The 19,174-nt window shown below is 43.6% G+C and carries 18 protein-coding genes; 6 read left to right on the top strand and 12 right to left on the bottom strand.

The window, feature by feature from the left end:
- Positions 1-17: 17 nt before the first annotated feature.
- From C7Y71_RS02110 to C7Y71_RS02095, 4 genes are all read right to left on the bottom strand, one after another.
- The gene (locus tag C7Y71_RS02110) at positions 18-2,879 is read right to left on the bottom strand and encodes a bifunctional fucokinase/fucose-1-phosphate guanylyltransferase (RefSeq protein ID WP_262883959.1); all 2,862 of its coding nucleotides are present in this window, start codon (positions 2,877-2,879) and stop codon (positions 18-20) included.
- 29 nt (positions 2,880-2,908) lie between these two features.
- Positions 2,909-3,655, bottom strand: a complete 747-nt coding sequence (locus tag C7Y71_RS02105; RefSeq protein ID WP_111898873.1) for a lysophospholipid acyltransferase family protein — start codon at positions 3,653-3,655, stop codon at positions 2,909-2,911.
- Positions 3,656-3,766: 111 nt separating this feature from the next.
- Positions 3,767-4,714, bottom strand: a complete 948-nt coding sequence (locus C7Y71_RS02100) for an IS30 family transposase (protein ID WP_151908877.1) — start codon at positions 4,712-4,714, stop codon at positions 3,767-3,769.
- 132 nt (positions 4,715-4,846) lie between these two features.
- Positions 4,847-7,147, bottom strand: coding sequence for an LPD3 domain-containing protein (locus tag C7Y71_RS02095; protein ID WP_111897712.1), 2,301 nt, complete (start codon positions 7,145-7,147; stop codon positions 4,847-4,849).
- A gap of 183 nt (positions 7,148-7,330) precedes the next feature.
- Here C7Y71_RS02095 and C7Y71_RS02090 point away from each other — a divergent pair, with 183 nt between their 5' ends.
- From C7Y71_RS02090 to C7Y71_RS02080, 3 genes are read left to right on the top strand one after another with little or no spacing between them, the layout of a single operon-like run.
- Positions 7,331-8,083 carry an NUDIX hydrolase gene (locus tag C7Y71_RS02090; RefSeq protein ID WP_111897713.1) on the top strand — a complete coding sequence of 251 codons (753 nt, stop codon included), beginning with the start codon at positions 7,331-7,333 and terminating at the stop codon, positions 8,081-8,083.
- Between the two features lie 3 nt (positions 8,084-8,086).
- Complete coding sequence (locus tag C7Y71_RS02085) at positions 8,087-8,590, top strand: nitroreductase family protein (protein ID WP_111897714.1); 504 nt, start codon at positions 8,087-8,089, stop codon at positions 8,588-8,590.
- 4 nt (positions 8,591-8,594) lie between these two features.
- Positions 8,595-9,353, top strand: coding sequence for a YaaA family protein (locus C7Y71_RS02080; protein WP_111897715.1), 759 nt, complete (start codon positions 8,595-8,597; stop codon positions 9,351-9,353).
- A 14-nt stretch (positions 9,354-9,367) separates the two neighbouring features.
- On the opposite strand, the gene C7Y71_RS02075 is transcribed toward C7Y71_RS02080, so the two are convergent.
- The 8 genes from C7Y71_RS02075 to C7Y71_RS02040 form a co-directional block, all read right to left on the bottom strand.
- Positions 9,368-9,604: a helix-turn-helix domain-containing protein gene (locus C7Y71_RS02075; RefSeq protein WP_226943520.1), complete on the bottom strand. Its 237-nt coding sequence runs from the start codon at positions 9,602-9,604 to the stop codon at positions 9,368-9,370.
- Between the two features lie 120 nt (positions 9,605-9,724).
- Complete coding sequence (locus tag C7Y71_RS02070; RefSeq protein ID WP_111897717.1) at positions 9,725-10,669, bottom strand: DUF362 domain-containing protein; 945 nt, start codon at positions 10,667-10,669, stop codon at positions 9,725-9,727.
- A gap of 32 nt (positions 10,670-10,701) precedes the next feature.
- Entirely contained in the window at positions 10,702-12,591 is a 1,890-nt protein-coding gene (locus C7Y71_RS02065; RefSeq protein WP_111897718.1) for a TonB-dependent receptor, read from the bottom strand.
- A gap of 26 nt (positions 12,592-12,617) precedes the next feature.
- A complete protein-coding gene (locus C7Y71_RS02060; RefSeq protein ID WP_111897719.1) occupies positions 12,618-13,463 on the bottom strand; it encodes an aldo/keto reductase in 846 nt (281 codons plus the stop codon).
- 8 nt (positions 13,464-13,471) lie between these two features.
- Entirely contained in the window at positions 13,472-14,440 is a 969-nt protein-coding gene (locus C7Y71_RS02055) for a carboxymuconolactone decarboxylase family protein (RefSeq protein WP_193215942.1), read from the bottom strand.
- A 39-nt stretch (positions 14,441-14,479) separates the two neighbouring features.
- The gene (locus tag C7Y71_RS02050; protein WP_111897721.1) at positions 14,480-15,643 is read right to left on the bottom strand and encodes an iron-containing alcohol dehydrogenase; all 1,164 of its coding nucleotides are present in this window, start codon (positions 15,641-15,643) and stop codon (positions 14,480-14,482) included.
- A 29-nt stretch (positions 15,644-15,672) separates the two neighbouring features.
- Entirely contained in the window at positions 15,673-16,194 is a 522-nt protein-coding gene (locus tag C7Y71_RS02045; RefSeq protein WP_226943518.1) for a flavodoxin, read from the bottom strand.
- 127 nt (positions 16,195-16,321) lie between these two features.
- Positions 16,322-16,756 (bottom strand): nuclear transport factor 2 family protein, encoded by a 435-nt coding sequence (locus C7Y71_RS02040; protein WP_111897723.1) that lies wholly within the window; start codon positions 16,754-16,756, stop codon positions 16,322-16,324.
- 128 nt (positions 16,757-16,884) lie between these two features.
- Between C7Y71_RS02040 and C7Y71_RS02035 the strand changes: the two genes are divergently transcribed.
- From C7Y71_RS02035 to C7Y71_RS02025, 3 genes are all read left to right on the top strand, one after another.
- Positions 16,885-17,700, top strand: a complete 816-nt coding sequence (locus tag C7Y71_RS02035; protein ID WP_111897724.1) for a helix-turn-helix domain-containing protein — start codon at positions 16,885-16,887, stop codon at positions 17,698-17,700.
- Between the two features lie 85 nt (positions 17,701-17,785).
- Positions 17,786-18,472 carry a nitroreductase family protein gene (locus C7Y71_RS02030; RefSeq protein ID WP_111897725.1) on the top strand — a complete coding sequence of 229 codons (687 nt, stop codon included), beginning with the start codon at positions 17,786-17,788 and terminating at the stop codon, positions 18,470-18,472.
- A gap of 137 nt (positions 18,473-18,609) precedes the next feature.
- Positions 18,610-19,173 (top strand): flavin reductase family protein, encoded by a 564-nt coding sequence (locus C7Y71_RS02025; RefSeq protein WP_111897726.1) that lies wholly within the window; start codon positions 18,610-18,612, stop codon positions 19,171-19,173.
- The last annotated feature ends 1 nt before the right edge of the window (position 19,174 follow it).

Raw genomic sequence — 19,174 nt, 5'->3', positions numbered from 1 at the left:
AGAATTCTGTTGAATACTTAACTCCTGCTAATCTGAAGACCTGTCTGAGAAATGCTCATATCTACGAAACGGGCATTCTTTCCAAGAGGCTGTTCCGCAAGTTTCGTTCTGATGCGCTCTGCGGCTTCAGGCGACTTGGCAAGCATATAGAGGAATCCTCCTCCGCCTGCACCAGGCAGTTTGTAACCGAGCGTGAGGTCATCAATTCCGTCGCAAAGTTGGTCGATGAGCGGTGGGTTGGTACCTGAGTCGAGCAGTTTGTTCTGTCGCCACGTCTCACGCAGAAGGCGCCCGTACGCCAGCATGTCGATGCGTTGTATAGCCTCGTACATCTCAAGTGTGTGGTCTTTCATCTGTTGGAGGAGCGAGAGGTGGCGGGTGGAGTTGAGGAACATGCCGCGTACGATTTCTGCAAGAATCTTTTTTGCAGTTCGGGTCAACCCCGTGTAGTAAAGCAAGTGGCAATCCTTGTATTCCGGAGCAGTGAAAAGTGTGTCCGGCAACCACCTTGTCAGAGGCATTTGCTCGAAACCGGGTGATGTCTGAAGGAGTTTGACACCTGGCAGAACGCCGCCATACTGATCCTGCCAACCGCCACCGGTAGTAAGCAATTGTTCAAGCACAAGCACACGATGGCAGATATCGTTTTTATCCCAACCAAGACCGCAAAAGTCGGACAAAGCACCAAGTACTGTCGCTGCAAGAATGGAACTTGTGCCAAGCCCTGAGCCGGCAGGTATGGCAGAGAGAAGCGTAATCTCTATACCGCAACCGAAATCCTCCAACTGGGCACGAAGCGATGGATAAGTTGCAGCACCAAATGGTGAGAGAAATCCCGACAAAGCAAGTGCCGCCTTGGGGATGGAGAATGGTGAACCTATCTTGTTGAACATCTTCAGTTCGTCGTATGTCTCAATTCGTTCTATGGCACCAATGTCAATACTGCGGCAGATAACCACGGGCTCCCTACAAGGCTTTACATAAACCTGTAAGGGTTGCTGCCCGTTCATCTCTATGGCAAAATTGATAACGTTGCCGCCCTTCGTAAGCGAATAGGGTGGAGTGTCTGTCCACCCCCCTGCGATGTCGATACGCACCGGGCTGCGGCTCCACACAATCTGGTCTTCACAAATATCGAGTTTAGGCGAGCACTTGTGGTCCAAAATGCCGTCCGTAAGACCTTGACTAAGGAGTTCAAAGGCGCGGCGCTCCATGGTCTCGGCATTGCTGTCGTTTTCTATGTAAAGTTTCTCTGCGCGGAACATGGCGTCGTGGATGCGGGCCATCAGCGGTGCCGATTCCGGCAGCGGGAAAGGAAGGGCAAGATGTGAGTCGGCATATTTCTGTGCCACATCTTTTAGGTTCACTTGATAGAACACACTCTTCTGCCAGTTGTTGGCAAGTTTGAGCAGATTGCCGTTCAGCAGTTTGCGGCGTTGTTCAAACAGGCGTGGCAAGTTGGCATCATTGGAGATGTCGTCAGCAGAAAGGCGCGCAAGGGTTTTCCATGCTTCAGCAAGTTTCAGGTCGGGCTGATCGGAAGTCATCCAGACGAACCATTTGCCCATCTCCTCAATATCTTCAAATATCGGGAAAAGTTTTGCGGATTGGATATCGTCAGTACAACCAAAGTCGGCTGCTTCGAGACCATGCGTTTCTGCCCAAGTCTTCCAACTTTTGCCAAGATAAGTGGTGGCTTCACTGTCAAAAGCACCGCGGAAAGCATCGTTATAACCGTAAGGACGAAGCACAAACCCTTTTTCGGTATAAGGAATGACGTCAATGCAAAGTCCGGAAGGCATTTCTATAAGCCAATCATTTTCAGGAACTCCCGTAATGATGTTGTGGTCAGTAAAGCGCCAATTCTTGCCGATAAAAGAATTTTCTATCCAGATATATTGGTTGTTTTCGTTGAAGCCAATTTGCATTGCCACGTTCTGAACGAAAAGTGAGGGATGGCGCTTCACATTTTGCTGAATAATGTAGCGCTGGTCCTTTACGAGGTTTTGAATGTCCATCGACGATGACAACAGTTCGGGGGCGGTGCCGAAATGGTAGAATTCACCACCAGGGAGTGGCAGAATGGCGACTTTCAACTGACTGATTTCTGCATTATAATGTTTGGGGTTGTTGCCCAGAGCATAGCCGAAATCGCTGTAAAGGTCATAGTTGATGACGTTGCCTTCGCTGTCTGTAGAATGCTTGACGAGTAATTCTACGGCTCTGTCGGAGAGTAGCCAGACACCGATGTCCATCAGGCAGTAATGAGAACGTATGAGTCTTGCCTGTTCTTCCACAGTAGGCTTCTGAAGCATGAAGTCAAGGCTGTTGGCACATTGACGGTCTATCATAAAAACACCATGGTGAGAAGCCAAAGTTGGATCAGCCCATAGTCCGTAGCACACCACGTCGGCATCAGGTATCTCCTGAAGCGGCTCTGTGGCGCGCAGATAAACATCGCCGCTGGCAATAAGCGTGCGAAGCGAAGAAGGCGCCTTGTCCATAATGCAGTTGTAGAGTGGCATTTGGATATCGAGCAAAGTCTGGTCGATGCACTGGCCGCTTTCCCAGCGAAAAACGGGAATGGGCGTCAGAATCTTACCCGAAGGTGCATAGCAAGGCAAACGCCTGCTCTGACCGCCTGCATGAAGCAATATACGCTTTTCTCTGCCGAGCCACTCTGAGAAAGATGCTGAGGCATCCTCCTGCAACTTGCATTGCTGAAGAAGCCAGGTGGTGCCACCGCCGGAGCCGAGTTTGCAACCAACGGGGTCGGACGTGCAGAACCATTCCGCCCTGTCAAGACTGGTGAGCGAATGGAAATGCTTAACTACATTGGGAGGAAGAGAAAGAAGCGTGTGCATGTCTTTATGTCGTATATTTAATTTTTCAGAAGAATACAAAAATGTTATTGGTCGTCGTTCTTTTCGTAGCCCTGATGGTGTTCAGGAAGGTCGCTCATAATCGTCTTGTACGATGAATCCATAGCCACCTTGATGTCCTCGGAGGAAATAGCAGGGTGAATGATAAGGCGCAGTCTGTGCCATTTCAGAATACCCACCATGCCGCGCTGACGGGGGAGTAAGTCAAAACTGCCGTCGATTGTCACAGGTACGATAGGAAGACCTATTTCCTGAGCGAGTGAAAAGGCACCCTTGCGGAATAGACCCATACGCCCGGTAAAGGTCCTCGCGCCTTCGGGGAACACCACGAGCGATGTGCCGCCCTGAAGGGTGGAGCGGGCATCGTCGTACGTCTTCTTGATGGCTTTCGGACCAGACTTGTCAACGAAAATGTGATGCGCCTTCTCGCAGGCAAAACCCACCAGAGGTATCTTGCGCAGCGATTTCTTCATCATCCATTTGAAATTCCTGCCAATATGACCGTAAACAAGGAAAATATCCATGCCGCCCTGATGATTAGCTACGAATACATACGACTTATGCTTGTCAATGTGTTCACGCCCCTCAATCCTGACGGGAATAAGCAGAATCTTCAACGTCAGAATACCGCAAATCTTATAGGGGTAGTAACCCCAAAAATGAGCACTGCCGAATATGCTGCCAATAATGACAACAATGCTCGTAAGCGCTGCAACAACAGCCACTAAGGGCCAACCAATGAATATCTGATAAATAATGTATAGAAATCTCATCTCGTAATGTAAGTGCACAATATTTGGCAAATTTAGTGATAATTTGTAAATAAATCTCATTTTGAAACGAGGATTCTTACCATATCGTAGATTCAAGTAGCAAGTGCAATATTAGTCTAAAAGTTTGTAAAATTCGTTTTTTGGGTTATTAAAGTTGAGTTTTTTTCTTGGTCTGCTGTTAATTTGCTTTTGTACTTCCATAAGATATTTGTCTGTGTATTGTTCTAAATTCGTTCCCTTAGGTATATATTGTCTGACGAGTTTGTTGTAGTTTTCTACACCTCCCTTTTCCCATGAGCTATAAGGGTGTGCAAAAAAGATTTTCGTGGAGAGTTTCTTTGCCAATTGACTATGCCTGGCGAACTCTGTTCCATTATCTGTAGTAATAGTGAGTACTTGTTTCTTGTAAGGAATCAACATTCTGTATACTGCTTCTTCCACGCCTTTTGCCTCTTTTCCATCAGGCAGCCTTTTGACCATCCCATATCCAGTACGTCTCTCGTAGAGTGTAACTAGCGCTCCTTTCCCATCCTTACCGACTATGGTGTCCATTTCCCAATCTCCGAAACGCGTGCCGTCTGCCTCTTCCGGCCTAAGGTCTATACTCACGCGGTCTTTTATGGGAATCCGTTTTCCCTTGTCTGTCTTCCGTCGCTTCTTCATTGCGTGACGGCAGAGTTTCCAAAGCATCCCTCCGCACTTCCTGTCGGTTCTGATGAATGCGTATATTGTTTCATGGGAGACGCATTCGCGCCCTTGTCTCTTTATATACCCGCATATCTGTTCGGGCGACCATTTCTTTTGCAGCAGACTTATGACTTCCCGCTTAAGGGCGTGTGTGAATCTTCGCGGTTTCTGAAGACGCGTCTTGCGGCGGTCTGCTTCGCGCTGTGCCTTTTCTGCATTATAAACCTTGGCACCGCCATTTCGATGGATTTCCCTGTAAAGGGTGCTTTCGTTCACCTCTATGAGGGCGGCGATCATCTTTTTGGTCAATCCTTGCTTTAATCCGTTCTGGATTGTGTACCTTTGCTGCGAGGTTAGCTGTTTATATTTCATATGCAACACAAAAGTAGTTAATCTCAGGGAGATGAAAATCTCCCTTTTGCTTTTATGTTGCTACTTGATGTCTCTGACTTACCTTTCAATCAGTGAATCCCACAGGACGAGTCTTGCACTTCTTATTTGAATTTAAGTATCCTCATCATACTCCTTATCGTAATAGTCGAACTCTGCCCAGTCCATGGCACCGCTTTTTGTGCGCGCTGGCTCATGGCCATTGCGATATTCTGTGAATATCTTCCTGTCTTTAGGATTGCGTATGTCAAAAGGCTTCCTGATATTGAGATAAACCTCATAAGTGTCTCCGCCTTTTTCGTACCTGTCCGTATATTCTCTGTTCTTCGAGAAGAAAGCGTTATCCTTGAATGTAGTGAACCCATGGTCCGGAGAAGCATGGTAAACCACCAACGGCTCACCATTATCATCAACAACTTTTGAAGAATTATCCTTGCTATTTACAATTTCTTGCAGTAACTTTGCAACCGCTCCGCGTGATGCAGGCTTTTGAGCCGAATTTGTTACAAAAGCATCATCGTGGAGTTTTTTTATTGCTGTAACTTCATGAAGATAAAACCTATTACCATTCTTATTACGACGTATTACCACACAGCAAACATAATCTTCTCCTTTTATTGAAATTGGTGCTGCGATTACTGCGGTATTATATCCACGTTGCTTATGATTCAATTCAGTATCAATTACAATACCTTTTTCTATAACATCCTTAACAGCAGCATAAGAAATAGCCTTATTGCGTCCCATTCCATGAGAAAGACTATCATCCGCACCATCTTTGTCAAGAACTACATCTCCAAATACAGGTGATGCCGCTTTACCTCCTATATGCGCAAAGAAATCTCCGACCTGTTCAGTTAAAGTTTTGCCATCTTTCTTTTGAAATTCATCACCATTAAGCCGTGATACAGGCTCCGCATTCATCAAGGAATCCTTTTGATAACTTCTTTCCCAGTCCCCAAAGTAACCCTTAAAGCTATCCGTCCTAACGTCTTTCCATTGCTTCTCCTCAAGATTCGTCTCTGCACCATTAGGAGCCTTCAGCCAAGTGCCATTAGCCTTCGCCTCTCTCTCGACATCAGCCCCCGTCCGAGAACTCCGCTCACTCCGAGCATTCCGACCACCTTTATTCTTTGCATTTGCTGCGTCTAAAGGATTCGTCCCATGCATCAAGTCTGCCATAGCCATATCAGCAAAGTCTTCGGCACTCTTATCCTTCAACTTCGCATTGTTACCGGCAAACACATCGCGAGCCATCTGCCAATACTTAGAAAGCATATCCTTAAAGCGGTTGAACATCGCAATAATGCGAGCCTTGCCAATAAGACCCTCTTTGTTCTCCGCTTCTGCCTTAGCCTGCTCCTCTTTGGTCTCAAAGTAACCGTTCTTTGATGGCGCAGCACCATTGAAAGCCAGGCTGCCCTGATAACTGCTATCGTCCGAATAACCCTTCTCACGCTTCACCTCGTCCAAAATCTCACGCATACGAGACTCGGAATCAGATATAATCTTAGTATATTCAGGATTATCTGTAAGTTGAGAAAACTTATTCGCATTTTCTTTGCTCTTCTCAAAGTAAGTCTTTAACTTTGTGTCTGTAATCCTGTCGTAGTCCAACTTGCGCCCACCGTTAGATGAGGGATTGGAAGCGTCTATGGCAGGATTATTATATAATTCTACATTGCTGACAAATGAAGAATGGAGACCACTCTCATTTTTCTGACGTTGAACAGTGAAGCGTATATAATAATCTTTGCCATCGATATTTATTTTATTTAGGTAATTCCCATATCCAACAATGTCAAAATGTCGCTTGTGCGTAGTACCATCTCTCCTTTTAGTCCCAGATAATTGTTCTGGTTCGGAATATATCAGTTTAGAATCTTTGAACAACTCTCTGATTTGAGGAATAATCTTCTCAAATAAACCATCCTCACGATGATTCTTACCAAACGCACTTGTATAGAACTCAACAGTCTCTCCAGTTGAAGCATTAGTCTCTGGCTTAAATGACTGATAAAGCCTCTTTTGTTCATCACGCGACAAAGAATGCGGCTTTATAGCTGTAGCTTTCAAATTTTCAACGTCTGAAACAGGAGTATGCAACCGCATAATCTTTGTTTTCCCATTTTCTGAATAGTTCACGTCAATGCCCTTGTCATAAGAATTTGCGACTTTCGCACGTTGCATCTCATCATGCGCTTTCTTATACTCGTCATCGCGCTTCTGCTCACGCTCCGGCAAGGAGAAACGCGCCTGAGCTTTATCCGCGTCCAAACTCGCATCAAGAATTTTTTTGCCAGAATCGTAGGATTTTTCAACTCCTTTTAGTAACTTTGCAAGCGGGTAGGATGAATTAGTTTGTTCACCGCTATCCACACCATTCGGAGTGTTCGGCGTTTCTTCGTCGAGCACTTCGATTTTTTTTGGACTTCGTATGCATGTACGCCATCACGCTTGCCTTTTGAACTCTTTGTAGTCAAAAATTGGAAAACGCGTAAAATTTACGAGAAAATTTGTGTTGTTAAATATAATGTGTAATTTTGCGTGAAAATTACGCATAATTTAGAATGAATCATACATCTAATAATACTTATCATGGAAAATTTAAGGTACCATTACAAGTATCCGCATCCGAATGTGACAACAGACTGTGTGATTTTCGGCTTTGACGGGAACAAACTGAATGTGTTGCTTGTTGAGCGTGGTTTAGAACCATATAAAGGCCGTTGGGCTTTTCCCGGCGGTTTCTTGAATATGGATGAGTCTGCAGAAGCCGGTGCGTTAAGGGAACTACAGGAAGAGACAGGCTTAAAGGGTGCATACATCAGGCAATTTCATACCTTCTCCGACCCTAATCGTGATCCGAGAGAACGCATCTTGTCGGTGGCATATTATGCATTAGTTCGATTGCAGGAGGTGAAAGGAGGCGATGACGCAGTAAAGGCTGAATGGTTTTCGCTCGACAATGTACCACCATTGGCTTTCGACCACGATGAAATGCTTCAGATGGCATTGAAAGAAATGCGAAAACAAATCCATTTCGAGCCGATAGGTTTTGAACTGTTGCCAAAAAAATTTACTATTAAAAGCCTGCAACAACTCTACGAAGCCATCCTCAACGTAAAGTTTGACAGGAGGAATTTCTATAACAAAATGATTCATCTTGGCTTGCTTGATCAGGTAAATCACGATGATGAAAATGACGTTAAGGAAATAAATTTCAAGTTTGGCCCTCTTGAGATTGATGCGAGTTTCACACGTAAGCCCAGGCGCGACGCACTGCTTTATACCTTCAATGCGAAGAAATACGAAGAAATGAAACAAAAGGGATTCAAATTAGAATTTTGAGACATGTTATTCAAAGAATTATCAGAAAAGCGTTTCTCAGCACGCTCATACACAGAAGAACCGGTTACAGAAGAACAATTAAGGTATATCCTGGAATGCGCAAGATTAGCACCTTCAGCCGTTAATCGACAGCCCTGGCATTTTTATGTTGTCAGAAGCGAAGAGCAGAAGGATAATTTACGCAAGTGCTATAACCGCGACTGGTTCCGGACAGCACCCATGTACATTGTGTGTACCATACGTCATGATGAAGCATGGGTAAGAAATGACGGCAAAGAACACGGCAACATCGACATAGCAATTGCAACTGAACACATCTGTCTGGCTGCTCAGGAACTGGGCTTAGGCACATGCTGGGTATGCATTTTTGATGCACCTCTTTGTCATGACTTGTTCGGTCTGGGTGAAAACGAGGAGGCTGCCGTACTGATTCCCATCGGACATCCGGCTGATGAGCCCAAGGAAAAGGTGCGTAAGCAAATGGAAGAGATTGTAACTTACTTATGAAGATATGCAGATACTCCTTGCCTGTGCCAAAACAATGCACGATGAAGTAAAAACAAACTTGTTGCTGACGCCCCCGAGATTTCAGCAACAGGCTGAAAGGTTTGCTTACGACATGATGCAATACGATGTGGAAACAATAGCAGATATGCTGTGTTGCAGCCACCAAATTGCAGCGCAGAATAAGTTGCGCTTTATGTCTTTCTTCGATGAGGACAAACAGAAACTGCCTGCCATACTTGCATACCATGGTCAAGCCTACAAGCATCTGAATGCAGAAACCTTAAATGAAGATGATTTACATTATGCAAATAAACATCTGTGGATTACGTCGTTCCTCTATGGGCTTCTTCGGCCACTCAATGGCATCCTGCCATATCGGATGGAGGGTGGGGTGACCTTGCCAAGTGCAGACGGAATAACCATGTTCGATTTCTGGAAGGCACATCTCACCGAATGCCTCATAGAGAGTGTCAAGGCGGATGACGGCATACTCATACACCTTGCCACAGTGGAATTCCAGCATCTCTTCGACTGGAAACGGGTCAGCAAGGAACTGCGTGTAGTCCAGCCGCTCTTTTATGTACGCAAAGGAAACCAACTGAAGATGCAAGCCGTTTGGGCTAAGACATGCAGAGGAGCCATGACAAGATATATCATTACCCATCGCATCACAACACCAGAGGAATTGTGTGCCTTCAGTTACGAGAATTTTCAATTTGCTTCAAATGCAGGAGAGGCTGATTTCCCGCATTTCATCAGATAGGAAATATTTCTCATTCAGTCCTTAGATGTTCTGAAATGCAGAGGAGTAGTCCCCGTTAATCGCTTGAAATATTTATTGAAAAACGAAGGATTGGGGAAGTTCATCTCTTCTGATATCTGTGCGACGGTCTTGGTGGTATGGCGCAAATCTACCTTGATACGCGACAATATAGAGCGGTCTATCCATTCTTTGGCGGTAACACCGCTCGTTTGCCGGATAATTGTTCCGAGATAACGCTCCGCAAGAAACAATTTTTCAGCATAGAAAAGCCGTAAGCCAATTTTAATGACTTACGGGCAATATATTTATACTCTTTTGAACGTTTCTGTATATAAAATATAAAGAATCAGCGATTTAATCAAGTTGTAAGGTTATTTGTCAATGTCTATCAACACATATTTCTTTGAGCCGAGACCAATCTTTTCAGCATAATCTGTGATATATGTACCGTGTTGACGGTTAATGCGTTCGATAAGTGGTTTGTTGTCATCGCCAGGCTTACCAACATAATTGAAAACTTTATCAAGACAAGCCTGATCTACGGCTACAGGGTCTAAACTAATAAGAATGCCCATGTCTTGAAGTTCTGGCTTGGCAGGATGACCGTTGCAGTCGCAGTCAACACTCATGTTGTTCATCACGTTGATGTAGATTACTTTGCCGTTCATGTAGTTGTGTACGCCTTGTGCTGCAGCAGCCATCGACTCCAGGAAGTGGTCTTGTTCGGGAAGGTTTTGGAATAGTAGGCTGGGATCAGTAACCTTGCCTGCTGTATGGATGTATGTTTTACCCGCGGTTGATGCTACACCGATAGAAGCATTTTTCAAAACACCACCGAAACCGCCCATGGCATGACCTTTGAAGTGAGCAAGGTTTATCATCCAGTCGTAGTTAGCCAAATGACCACCAACGATATCATATTTAAGGTGCTTTTTGTCTTGAACGGGGATACGAATCTGGTCATACTCATCCATAATGTCAACAGCAAAAATACTATCGAAACCATGTTCGTGGATAGTTTCCCAATGTTTGCTTACATCTTGGCGAGTACCACCATAAGCCGTACAACATTCTACTATGGTGCCATTCACCTCGTCAACAAGATTTCTTATAAGTGTGGGCTTCAGATAGTGCTTGTTGCCACCTTCTCCAGTGGAAATCTTTACGGCAACTCTGCCATCAACCTTAACTCCAAGCACTTTGTATAATTTGAGCAAAGACTCTGGTGTAATCTCTTTTGTGAAATAAACCTTGCTCTGTGCAGATGCGCCAACAAAAAATAGCACCAAAACCAAAAATGATAATACTTTTTTCATGTCTCTTTTGTATTTGTTTAACAATTTATAAATCAGAAATGTATATCTACACCACCCATAAATGTGGCGCGGGGCATGGGGAAACCTGTATTGATTTCGTATCGTTGCGCCAATAAGTTATCACCCTTTGCCCAAAGACGTATATTTTTGCTTAGTTGATAACCAATTGTAGCATTCAGTAATGTGAAGTGTTCTTTCTTCTCGTTTGCGCCAATTTCTGTAAAAAGCCCACTCACTTGCATCAGACCCGCAGTGGTTGACCAACGTCCTTGACGGAAGTTTACTCCAATATACCCTTTATATTCAGGTGCTGCTAACACATGGCGGTGCATGTGTAGAAAACTGTGATTAGTGTTTACTGACCAATGTCTGTTGATGCGCCAGGCTAACTCAAGTTCGGCGCCAACATTTTCAACCTCTCCTGTGTTTATGTTTCGCGGTTTCCCCTCTATAGTCGTAGTCTGGATAAGATTGTCTGCTTTGATGTAAAAGAGATTTACACCATAGGTCAGCATGTTTGACAATAGACGATGTTTCCACGTTAATTCGTAATTCATCATCCTTTCAGGGCGTAAGTCTTCATTAGATGGTGGATAGAGATACATTTCTCTCATAGAAGGATTACGGAAACCTTTGCTGATCATAGCCTTCATTTCTCCGTTGATTATAGGACGAACAACCAATCCGCCTTGGGGTACCCATTCAGTACCGCTCACAGAGTGGTGGTCAAGACGGATACCTAAATCTATGGTGAGCCAACTCAGCAAATCCTGACGAAAATCTACGTATCCGGCTATATCGTTACGATGGCTTTTGCCACTTTGTTTCATGTTAATTCGCCTGCCACTTGTCACTTCTTCGCCACTTTCGCGGTCGGTGTAATAAGCATGGCCATAAATGTGTTGGTAATCCACTCCGACAGTAGTACGATTTCCCTGGAAAAGATTAGCACTTTGGTACCATGAAATACCAAGAAGATAGTCTTTTGAACGGAATAAGTCAGATTGGGGTGCAGTTCCAGCACTATGCCCATCATTAATTTTGTGGATACCAAAATTGTCGTAAACAGTAAAACGCCCGCTTGTTCTGTTATAATGGTTATCAATACCAAACGCTACAGCACCACGAGTTATCCATTGTCTGGCTTCAAGTAAAAGTGCATCAGTCTTACCTGGGTTGGATGCGTTAAAACGAGTAATATTCCCGTCTGCAAAGACCTTCCAATTATCATTCAGTTTATAATTCAGTTTCAAATAGCCTCCGTATTGTTCAAATCCCATATTAGGACGATGGTTGTCTGAACGCTGATATTGAGCAGCGGCGGTCGAACTGAATCTTCCTTTGCGATATTGGTTGCTCGCTTCAGCAGAGAAACTGCCCCATGAACCTGCACCCAGATGAATATCTGTACTTACACCATCATGTTTCATGTCTCGTGTAATGATGTTAATAACACCACCCATGGCATTGCTGCCATAGAGTACGGATGCAGGACCGCGAAGAATTTCCACATGGTCGGCTATCATGGTTTGATAACTGTCAGAAACAGGATGGCTATAAACGCCTTGATATTGGGGATGACCATCAATGAGAACAAGCAACTGACCTGCTCCGCCGGATATACCACGTAGATTGATTTCACCCGCTCCGCCACCACTTACACCATAGCCCAACATGCCACGTGAAGATGTAAACAGTCCGGGGACTTGTTCTGTCAGGGTTGGTAAGATATTTGTTCGTGCGTTTTCTGTTAGTTTTTCACGGTTTATGACAGAAATGCTCATGGGTAGATAGCGTTCGTCCGTGGCATTACGTGTACCAGTAACGACTGCTCTTTCCAAATCAATGGACGTTGTATCAATTTGCGAAAATGCTGATACCGAAATAATGGAAAGTATAGTCAATGCTATGTATTTATTCATAATCTTATGATATCTGTTTCGATATCTTATCCGTAGTTTTCTATTAAATACTTCACAAACTGGGGGTCGCCGAAGTTGATGGTGCCTGTGTCATGCTGGTTCATGGTAGCAACCTGTGCCATCTCATCAGAAGTCAAAGAAAAGTCAAAAATGTCGAAGTTTTGTTGCATGCGCTCTTTGTGGCTCGATTTGGGGATAGCAACGATTCCACGTTGTGTAAGCCAGCGAAGGGCAACTTGCGCTGCACTTTTGCTGTATTTTGCACCAATAGAAGCCAGCAGGTCACTCTTCAAAATCTCATCGACGCCCTGACCTCCGAGCGGACCCCATGCCATCATCTTGGTATCTGTCTCTTCCAGAAATGGTTCAATACCTGTCTGTTGAATCATCGCGTTACACTGCAATTGGTTCACCATAGGTTTTACATCAACATAATGCGCAAAATCGAAGAAACGTCCTGCCTGAAAATTCGAGACACCAATGGCACGAACCTTACCGTCAAGATAGGCCTTCTCCATGGCGCGCCATGAACCGAATACGTCTCCATAGGCTTGATGAATCAGAAGTAAATCAATGTATTCAGTCTGCAACTTTCGCAAACTTTCGTCGATGCTCATAGCAGCCTTTTCTTCTCCGGCATTTGATATCCATACTTTTGTCGTTAAGAATAAATCTTCTCTTTTGATGCCGCTTTTATGCCAGGCATTGCCAACACCTTCTTCATTTTGGTAAGCCTGTGCTGTGTCTATAAGGCGGTAACCAACACTCAACGCATCTGTTACACATCGTTCACATTCGTCGGGGCTTACCAAAAACACACCATAGCCCAGCAAAGGCATTTCAACTCCATTATATAACTTAATTGATTCCATCTTTATATTTATTTAAGTGCATTATAAATTTCGTCATTAACAGGCTCAAGCCATTCATTGCTGGAACCCTCTTGAACATCTTTATGATAGGTGAGATGCTGAAACCATGAGTCTTTTGCGGCTCCATGCCAATGCTTTGTTTCAGCAGGAATGGCAATGACAGTACCCGGTGTCATTTCGATGGCTTCCTTTCCCCATTCTTGATACCATCCGCGACCGCTGACGCAGATCAGCACTTGTACCGCTTTGTGATGAATATGCCAGTTGTTTCGGCAGCGTGGCTCGAAGGTAACATTATGTACACCGCCACCTACATCAGATAAATAACTATTACCTATGAAGTACTTGGAAAAGGCTGTGTTGGGATTGCCTTTAGGCCATCTGCTACGCAAAGTATAGCCCTCGCTGTCAAGCCAGACACAGAGTTCATCCACCAACTGTTGACTATTGCCCATATTCACCGCGCCTCGCTTGTGAGCAGCAAGTTGCGGGCCTACACCTTCAAGGCCACTTAAAGCAGCAACTGTAACTATCTCGCGGTCAGCGTGAGATAGTTGATCTCCTGCAAAGATGTCGCCAAAAAGGTGCGACTTCAAGTAGTAGTCATCCTGGGGACAAAAATCATAGTTGAATGGACGGCCAGAGACCTGTGTTTGATTCTTCTTGCCTAACTCATAAGCAGCCTTTGCATTGTCCCATTCGGCAGGGCGTTTCCATGGTTTACCTTCTTGCCAATTCTCTTGTTTGTTTTCCAGTACTTTGTTAAGTACTCCAAGAGCATTCAGCGAACGTGGAAATCCAGTGTAGGCATAGAGTTGAGAGAAAGCCTCTTTCAACTCGTTTATAGTAACACCTTCATCGAGCGCCTTACGCACGGCAGGCTCCAACCGTTCCAAATTGCCTTGAGCCATTAGGCAGGCACAAGATGCCAAACCTTTTTGACGATTGGTCAAACTTTGTCCTTCTACTGTTGCCATAAACAAAATTGACAATAAAATAGAAACAATGATTCTCATTTAAAGACTCTCTATCAGTATTTTCTTTATATCCTCTTCTGTAAGCGGGGCGTATGCATTCTCAAGGCCTTCGTTGACGGCAATGTGGTGAGCCATTTCGTCTATACGACTTTCATCTATTCCAACTTCACGAAGATGCATGGGAATGTTGATGCTCTCAAAGAATGCGTACGTGGCATCTATCGCCTTTTCTGCAATTTCCTGTTTAGGCAAAGTTGCATCAATACCAAATACGTTGATACCATATTTCACAAAACGGTCAATAGTCTTCTCGTTCAGGATGTGACGCATCCAGCGTGGTGTGATGATAGCCAGCCCTTCGCCGTGTGTGATGTCATAGTAGGCAGAAAGAGCGTGCTCTATGCCATGACAAGGCCAACCACTATAACTATTGCCAAGCGAGAGAATTCCGTTACAACCGTAAGTGCAGCATAGCATCATTTCAGCACGAGCAGTGTAATCCTCTGGATTTTCGATGCATTTCGTAGCATTTACCATCAGGCTCTTTAACATTGACTCGCAAAAACCATCATTCAGTAGTGTGGAGTCGGCAACAAAATACTGTTCAATAGTATGATTCATCGCGTCGGCACAGCCCGCTGCGGTTTGTTTCTTTGAAACAGTGAAAGTATATACCGGGTCGAGAATAGAACAAACGGGGAAGAGCAGGGGATCCATGTAGCCCACCTTGTCATTGGTTTCGGTACGCGAGATAACTCCTCCACAGTCGTATTCACTACCAGTTGCTGCCAAAGTCAAAACATCCACAATAGGCAATGCGGCTTGAGCCTTTACCTTATAGGTGATCAAATCCCATGGATCACCATCGTACTTTGCACCTGCAGCAATGGCTTTAGAACAATCGAGCACGCTGCCGCCACCAACGGCGAGAATAACGTCAATTTGGTTTTCCTTACACATACGCACACCGTCAAGCACACTGGGGTCATACTTGGGATTGGGTTGAATACCTGGAAGTTCGAAAATTTCAAAGTCTTTCAGTAGTTCATTCACACGGTCATAGAGGCCAATCTTCTTAATGCTACCACCACCATAAGTCAGTAACACGCGCTTGCCAAGTGAACGCATTACCTCAGGAAGTTTAACTATCGACTCCTTACCAAAGATGAGCCGTGTAGGAGTCATATAATCAAAATTCTGCATAGTTGTATTGTTTATTATTATTATTATTGTTAATATCCTAATGTTTTAAGCCATTTTTCCACCTTTGCTTTCTCTGTTCTCACCTCATGACCATAGATAGAGAAACCTTTTGTAACATTTGCACCGGGGAAGGCTTCTTTCACGTCTTCAACACAGTTGGCAAGACCAGAACCCTCATGAGTAGTGAAAGGTATGACTGTCTTACCCTTCAGGTCATTAGCATGCTTCTTGAAGAAGGTGAACATTACTTGTGGGTAAGTACCCCACCAAACAGGTCCACCGATAAAAACCGTGTCATATTGGCTCAAATCAACATCGCCCTCGTATGCAGGCAATTCGCCCTTTCTTGTTTCTTCTTTAGCCAATTCAATGAGTGGGGTATAAGCCATACCATCATACTTGTGCGTAACTATCTCAAACTGTTCAGCACCGATTAGTTCTGTGATATAATCTGCCACAATTTTCGTATTACCCACTTCTATGTTTCCTACTGCGTAGTTGTCTCCAGCATGTGAGAAGAACACTACAATTGCTTTTCCATCTTTTGCCATAACTGTTGTTTTGTTTTTTGTTTGATTATCATTTGCATCTGTGCTTACTTTATTGCTTCCACTACATGCTGTAGAAAACAATAGGCTCATTGCAGATGCCAGTATCAATTTCAAAGGCTTTACCATATTATCCAAGTGTTTGATTGGTTGACCACTCAAAATGTTGCTCACGCTCGGCAATCCACCAACGACCATCAATCTTCACATACTTGTCATAGTAGCGAACAGCATGTGTGGTCAATACATCCTTGCCATCTTGTTCTGTTACAAGTGTAGCCAATGCGTAGCAAGTCCCTGTTGCGTTATTTTCGTCGATGAAATCTACATTCTGTTGTCCGTTCATGTGGAACGACACCTTTGCCGCACCGAAGGCTTTATATTGGCGGATCATGTCTTGAACGTCAGTTGCACTCATGCCCAACTTACCACCAAAATATACATTCAACTTAATGTCAGGACGGAAAATCTCAACGTAGCAGTCCTGATTGTTCTTGTCACTTTCTGTTGCGTAGAAGTCTACTAATGTCTTCAACTCCATACGATCTTGCATTCTGAAATCCATTTTTTTAAGTTTTATGATGCAAAAGTACAAGGTGTTTTTTATGTTTAAGTTTTACAAAAAACATCATAATTTTTACTTTTTCCACAAATCGATTCGGTTTTCATAACTTAATGCTTAATTTTGTGTCCATGAAAACAGATTTTCTCTATTCTACAGATTTCTACGATATAAATGCATCAGAATTGAGCAACACTTGTTTGCATTTGATTTGCACGGCAGGTGAAGGTAGTTTTGTTTTCAACGAAAGATGTTATCACATCGTAAAGAACGACCTCGTAGTTGTTCCCATGCCAAAACGAATAAGCAATCTCGCTGCTCACAACGACATGAAAGTGGTATGGTTGGCCGCGGACTATCTGTTTCTGCAGAACTTATTACCTTCAAACAATTATAGTATAGGCGGTAGTATTTCTTTAAATCAAAATCCTGTCATTCACCTTACAGACCAACAAGCGGAACATATACTCTACGACTTTAAGCGGATTCAAGACCGCATGTGCGACAAAAATCTGCAATTCTACAAAGAACTGATGGGAAGTCTCTGTCTGACTATGATGTACGACATTTTCGAAGCACACGCACAACGCGATGCAAGTGACCAACACAGCGACAGGACTGCATACATCGTAAAACAACTTATGGAGATTCTATCTTCTGGAGTCAGTCGCAGAGAACGTAATGTAAGTTACTATGCTGACAGACTGAATGTGTCTCCAAAATACCTTTCTGCCACAGTTAAGCGTATGACTGGACATAGCGTTATATCTTACATCAATCGTCATACAATGCCCATCTTGAAAGAATACTTAGGAGATGAACGGCTGTCGCTCACTCAAATAGCGGAACTGATGAATTTTGCCTCTTTATCTTACTTCAGTCGGTACTGTACCAAACATTTAGGTCAATCACCAAGTGAGTATCGACAAAGTCTTCAACCGAGATAGAGAATAAATGGCGTAAACATACTGATGAGAAATGGCAATTACACCTCAACGAATCAATAATTAAACAATAATAATAGTTATAAATATGACCATAGATGAAGCCATAAAGGCGCGTCATAGCGTAAGGAGTTACAACGGGCAACCTTTGACAGAGGAAATAGTAAAGGCCTTGGAAGAAAAGATAGATGTTCTTAACATTAAAGGCCGTTTGCATATTCAACTGATACGAAATGAACCCAAGGCATTTCAAGGAAGATTGGCCAAATATGGTAAGTTCCGCAAAGTGAACAATTATATTGTCATGGCAGGAAAGAAAGCCAAAGACCTTGATGAAAGAATTGGCTATTATGGGGAGCAATTAGTGCTGTATGCTCAAACATTAGGCTTAAATACCTGTTGGGTAGGACTAAGTTACTCGAAAGTGCCTGGAACTTATGTTCTTGCCGAAAGTGAGAAGATTGTTTGCTACATTGCTATTGGTTATGGTGAGACGGATGGGGTTGAGCATAAAATAAAGACACCGGAACAAGTAAGCAACATAAGCGACAGTACCCCTTTATGGTTCAAAAAAGGTGTAGAAGCGGCGCTGTTTGCTCCAACTGCCGTCAATCAGCAGAAATTCTACTTTGAATATGTTGGTATGAATAATAATCGACATCAAGTATGTGCTAATAAAAGGTTTTCAATAATTGGTTACACCAACTTGGATCTGGGCATTGCAAAGTGTCATTTTGAAATAGGTGCCGGAAAAGATAATTTTGATTGGATATGATAAAAGGGTGTTCTATAAATTAGGTTTGAATGATTTTTGAGTAATTTTGGTGTAGTTTTTGATTTAAGTTCGCAGGTGCATAGCGGGCATAACACTATTAGCAAAGAAGTTCTAATAAACATATAAAAACAATTTTTATGAAAAGTTTTGCATCAAAACCGTGGATTCTTCCACAACCCGTACTGATTATCGGTACTTATGACAAGAATGGAAAACCTAATGCCATGAATGCTGCATGGGGCGGCCAGTGGGATATGCATGAAATTGTAATCTCGCTTGGTTCTCATGCAACAACAGACAATCTGAAAGAGAATGATGATTTCACTGTAGCCTTTGCCACAACTGAAACAATGGTGGCGTCAGACTATGTTGGCATCGTAAGTGGAAGAAATACGCCAGACAAGATGGAAAAGACTGGTTGGAATGTTGAGAAAGCGCCTAATGTGAATGCCCCATTATTCAAAGTTTTTCCAATGACACTTGAATGTAGAGTGAAACAAAAAATTGACGAATCAGAAACGGGCTATTATCTCGTTGCAGAAATCGTCAATATCCTTTGTGATGAAAATTATCTGGCTGAAGACGGTAATCCCGATGTGGAGAAAATGAAAATTATCACCTACGACCCCGTACACCATACTTACATTCAGTTGGGAAAAACTGTAGGCAAGGCTTTTTCAGATGGTAAAACATTGAAATAAC

The organism is Pseudoprevotella muciniphila, from assembly GCF_003265305.2.
Classification (GTDB): domain Bacteria; phylum Bacteroidota; class Bacteroidia; order Bacteroidales; family Bacteroidaceae; genus Alloprevotella; species Alloprevotella muciniphila.
This window is presented reverse-complemented; position numbering and strand designations above follow the sequence as displayed.

Excerpts from the sequence above, each read along its gene's own strand:
- C7Y71_RS02105 (WP_111898873.1), bottom strand. The coding sequence starts at position 3,655 with ATGAGATTTCTATACATTATTTATCAGATATTCATTGGTTGGCCCTTA.
- C7Y71_RS02100 (WP_151908877.1), bottom strand. The coding sequence starts at position 4,714 with ATGAAATATAAACAGCTAACCTCGCAGCAAAGGTACACAATCCAGAAC.
- C7Y71_RS02090 (WP_111897713.1), top strand. The coding sequence starts at position 7,331 with ATGGAAAATTTAAGGTACCATTACAAGTATCCGCATCCGAATGTGACA.
- C7Y71_RS02085 (WP_111897714.1), top strand. The coding sequence starts at position 8,087 with ATGTTATTCAAAGAATTATCAGAAAAGCGTTTCTCAGCACGCTCATAC.
- C7Y71_RS02080 (WP_111897715.1), top strand. The coding sequence starts at position 8,595 with ATGCAGATACTCCTTGCCTGTGCCAAAACAATGCACGATGAAGTAAAA.
- C7Y71_RS02070 (WP_111897717.1), bottom strand. The coding sequence starts at position 10,669 with ATGAAAAAAGTATTATCATTTTTGGTTTTGGTGCTATTTTTTGTTGGC.
- C7Y71_RS02065 (WP_111897718.1), bottom strand. The coding sequence starts at position 12,591 with ATGAATAAATACATAGCATTGACTATACTTTCCATTATTTCGGTATCA.
- C7Y71_RS02060 (WP_111897719.1), bottom strand. The coding sequence starts at position 13,463 with ATGGAATCAATTAAGTTATATAATGGAGTTGAAATGCCTTTGCTGGGC.
- C7Y71_RS02055 (WP_193215942.1), bottom strand. The coding sequence starts at position 14,440 with ATGGCAACAGTAGAAGGACAAAGTTTGACCAATCGTCAAAAAGGTTTG.
- C7Y71_RS02050 (WP_111897721.1), bottom strand. The coding sequence starts at position 15,643 with ATGCAGAATTTTGATTATATGACTCCTACACGGCTCATCTTTGGTAAG.
- C7Y71_RS02045 (WP_226943518.1), bottom strand. The coding sequence starts at position 16,194 with ATGGCAAAAGATGGAAAAGCAATTGTAGTGTTCTTCTCACATGCTGGA.
- C7Y71_RS02040 (WP_111897723.1), bottom strand. The coding sequence starts at position 16,756 with ATGGATTTCAGAATGCAAGATCGTATGGAGTTGAAGACATTAGTAGAC.
- C7Y71_RS02035 (WP_111897724.1), top strand. The coding sequence starts at position 16,885 with ATGAAAACAGATTTTCTCTATTCTACAGATTTCTACGATATAAATGCA.
- C7Y71_RS02030 (WP_111897725.1), top strand. The coding sequence starts at position 17,786 with ATGACCATAGATGAAGCCATAAAGGCGCGTCATAGCGTAAGGAGTTAC.
- C7Y71_RS02025 (WP_111897726.1), top strand. The coding sequence starts at position 18,610 with ATGAAAAGTTTTGCATCAAAACCGTGGATTCTTCCACAACCCGTACTG.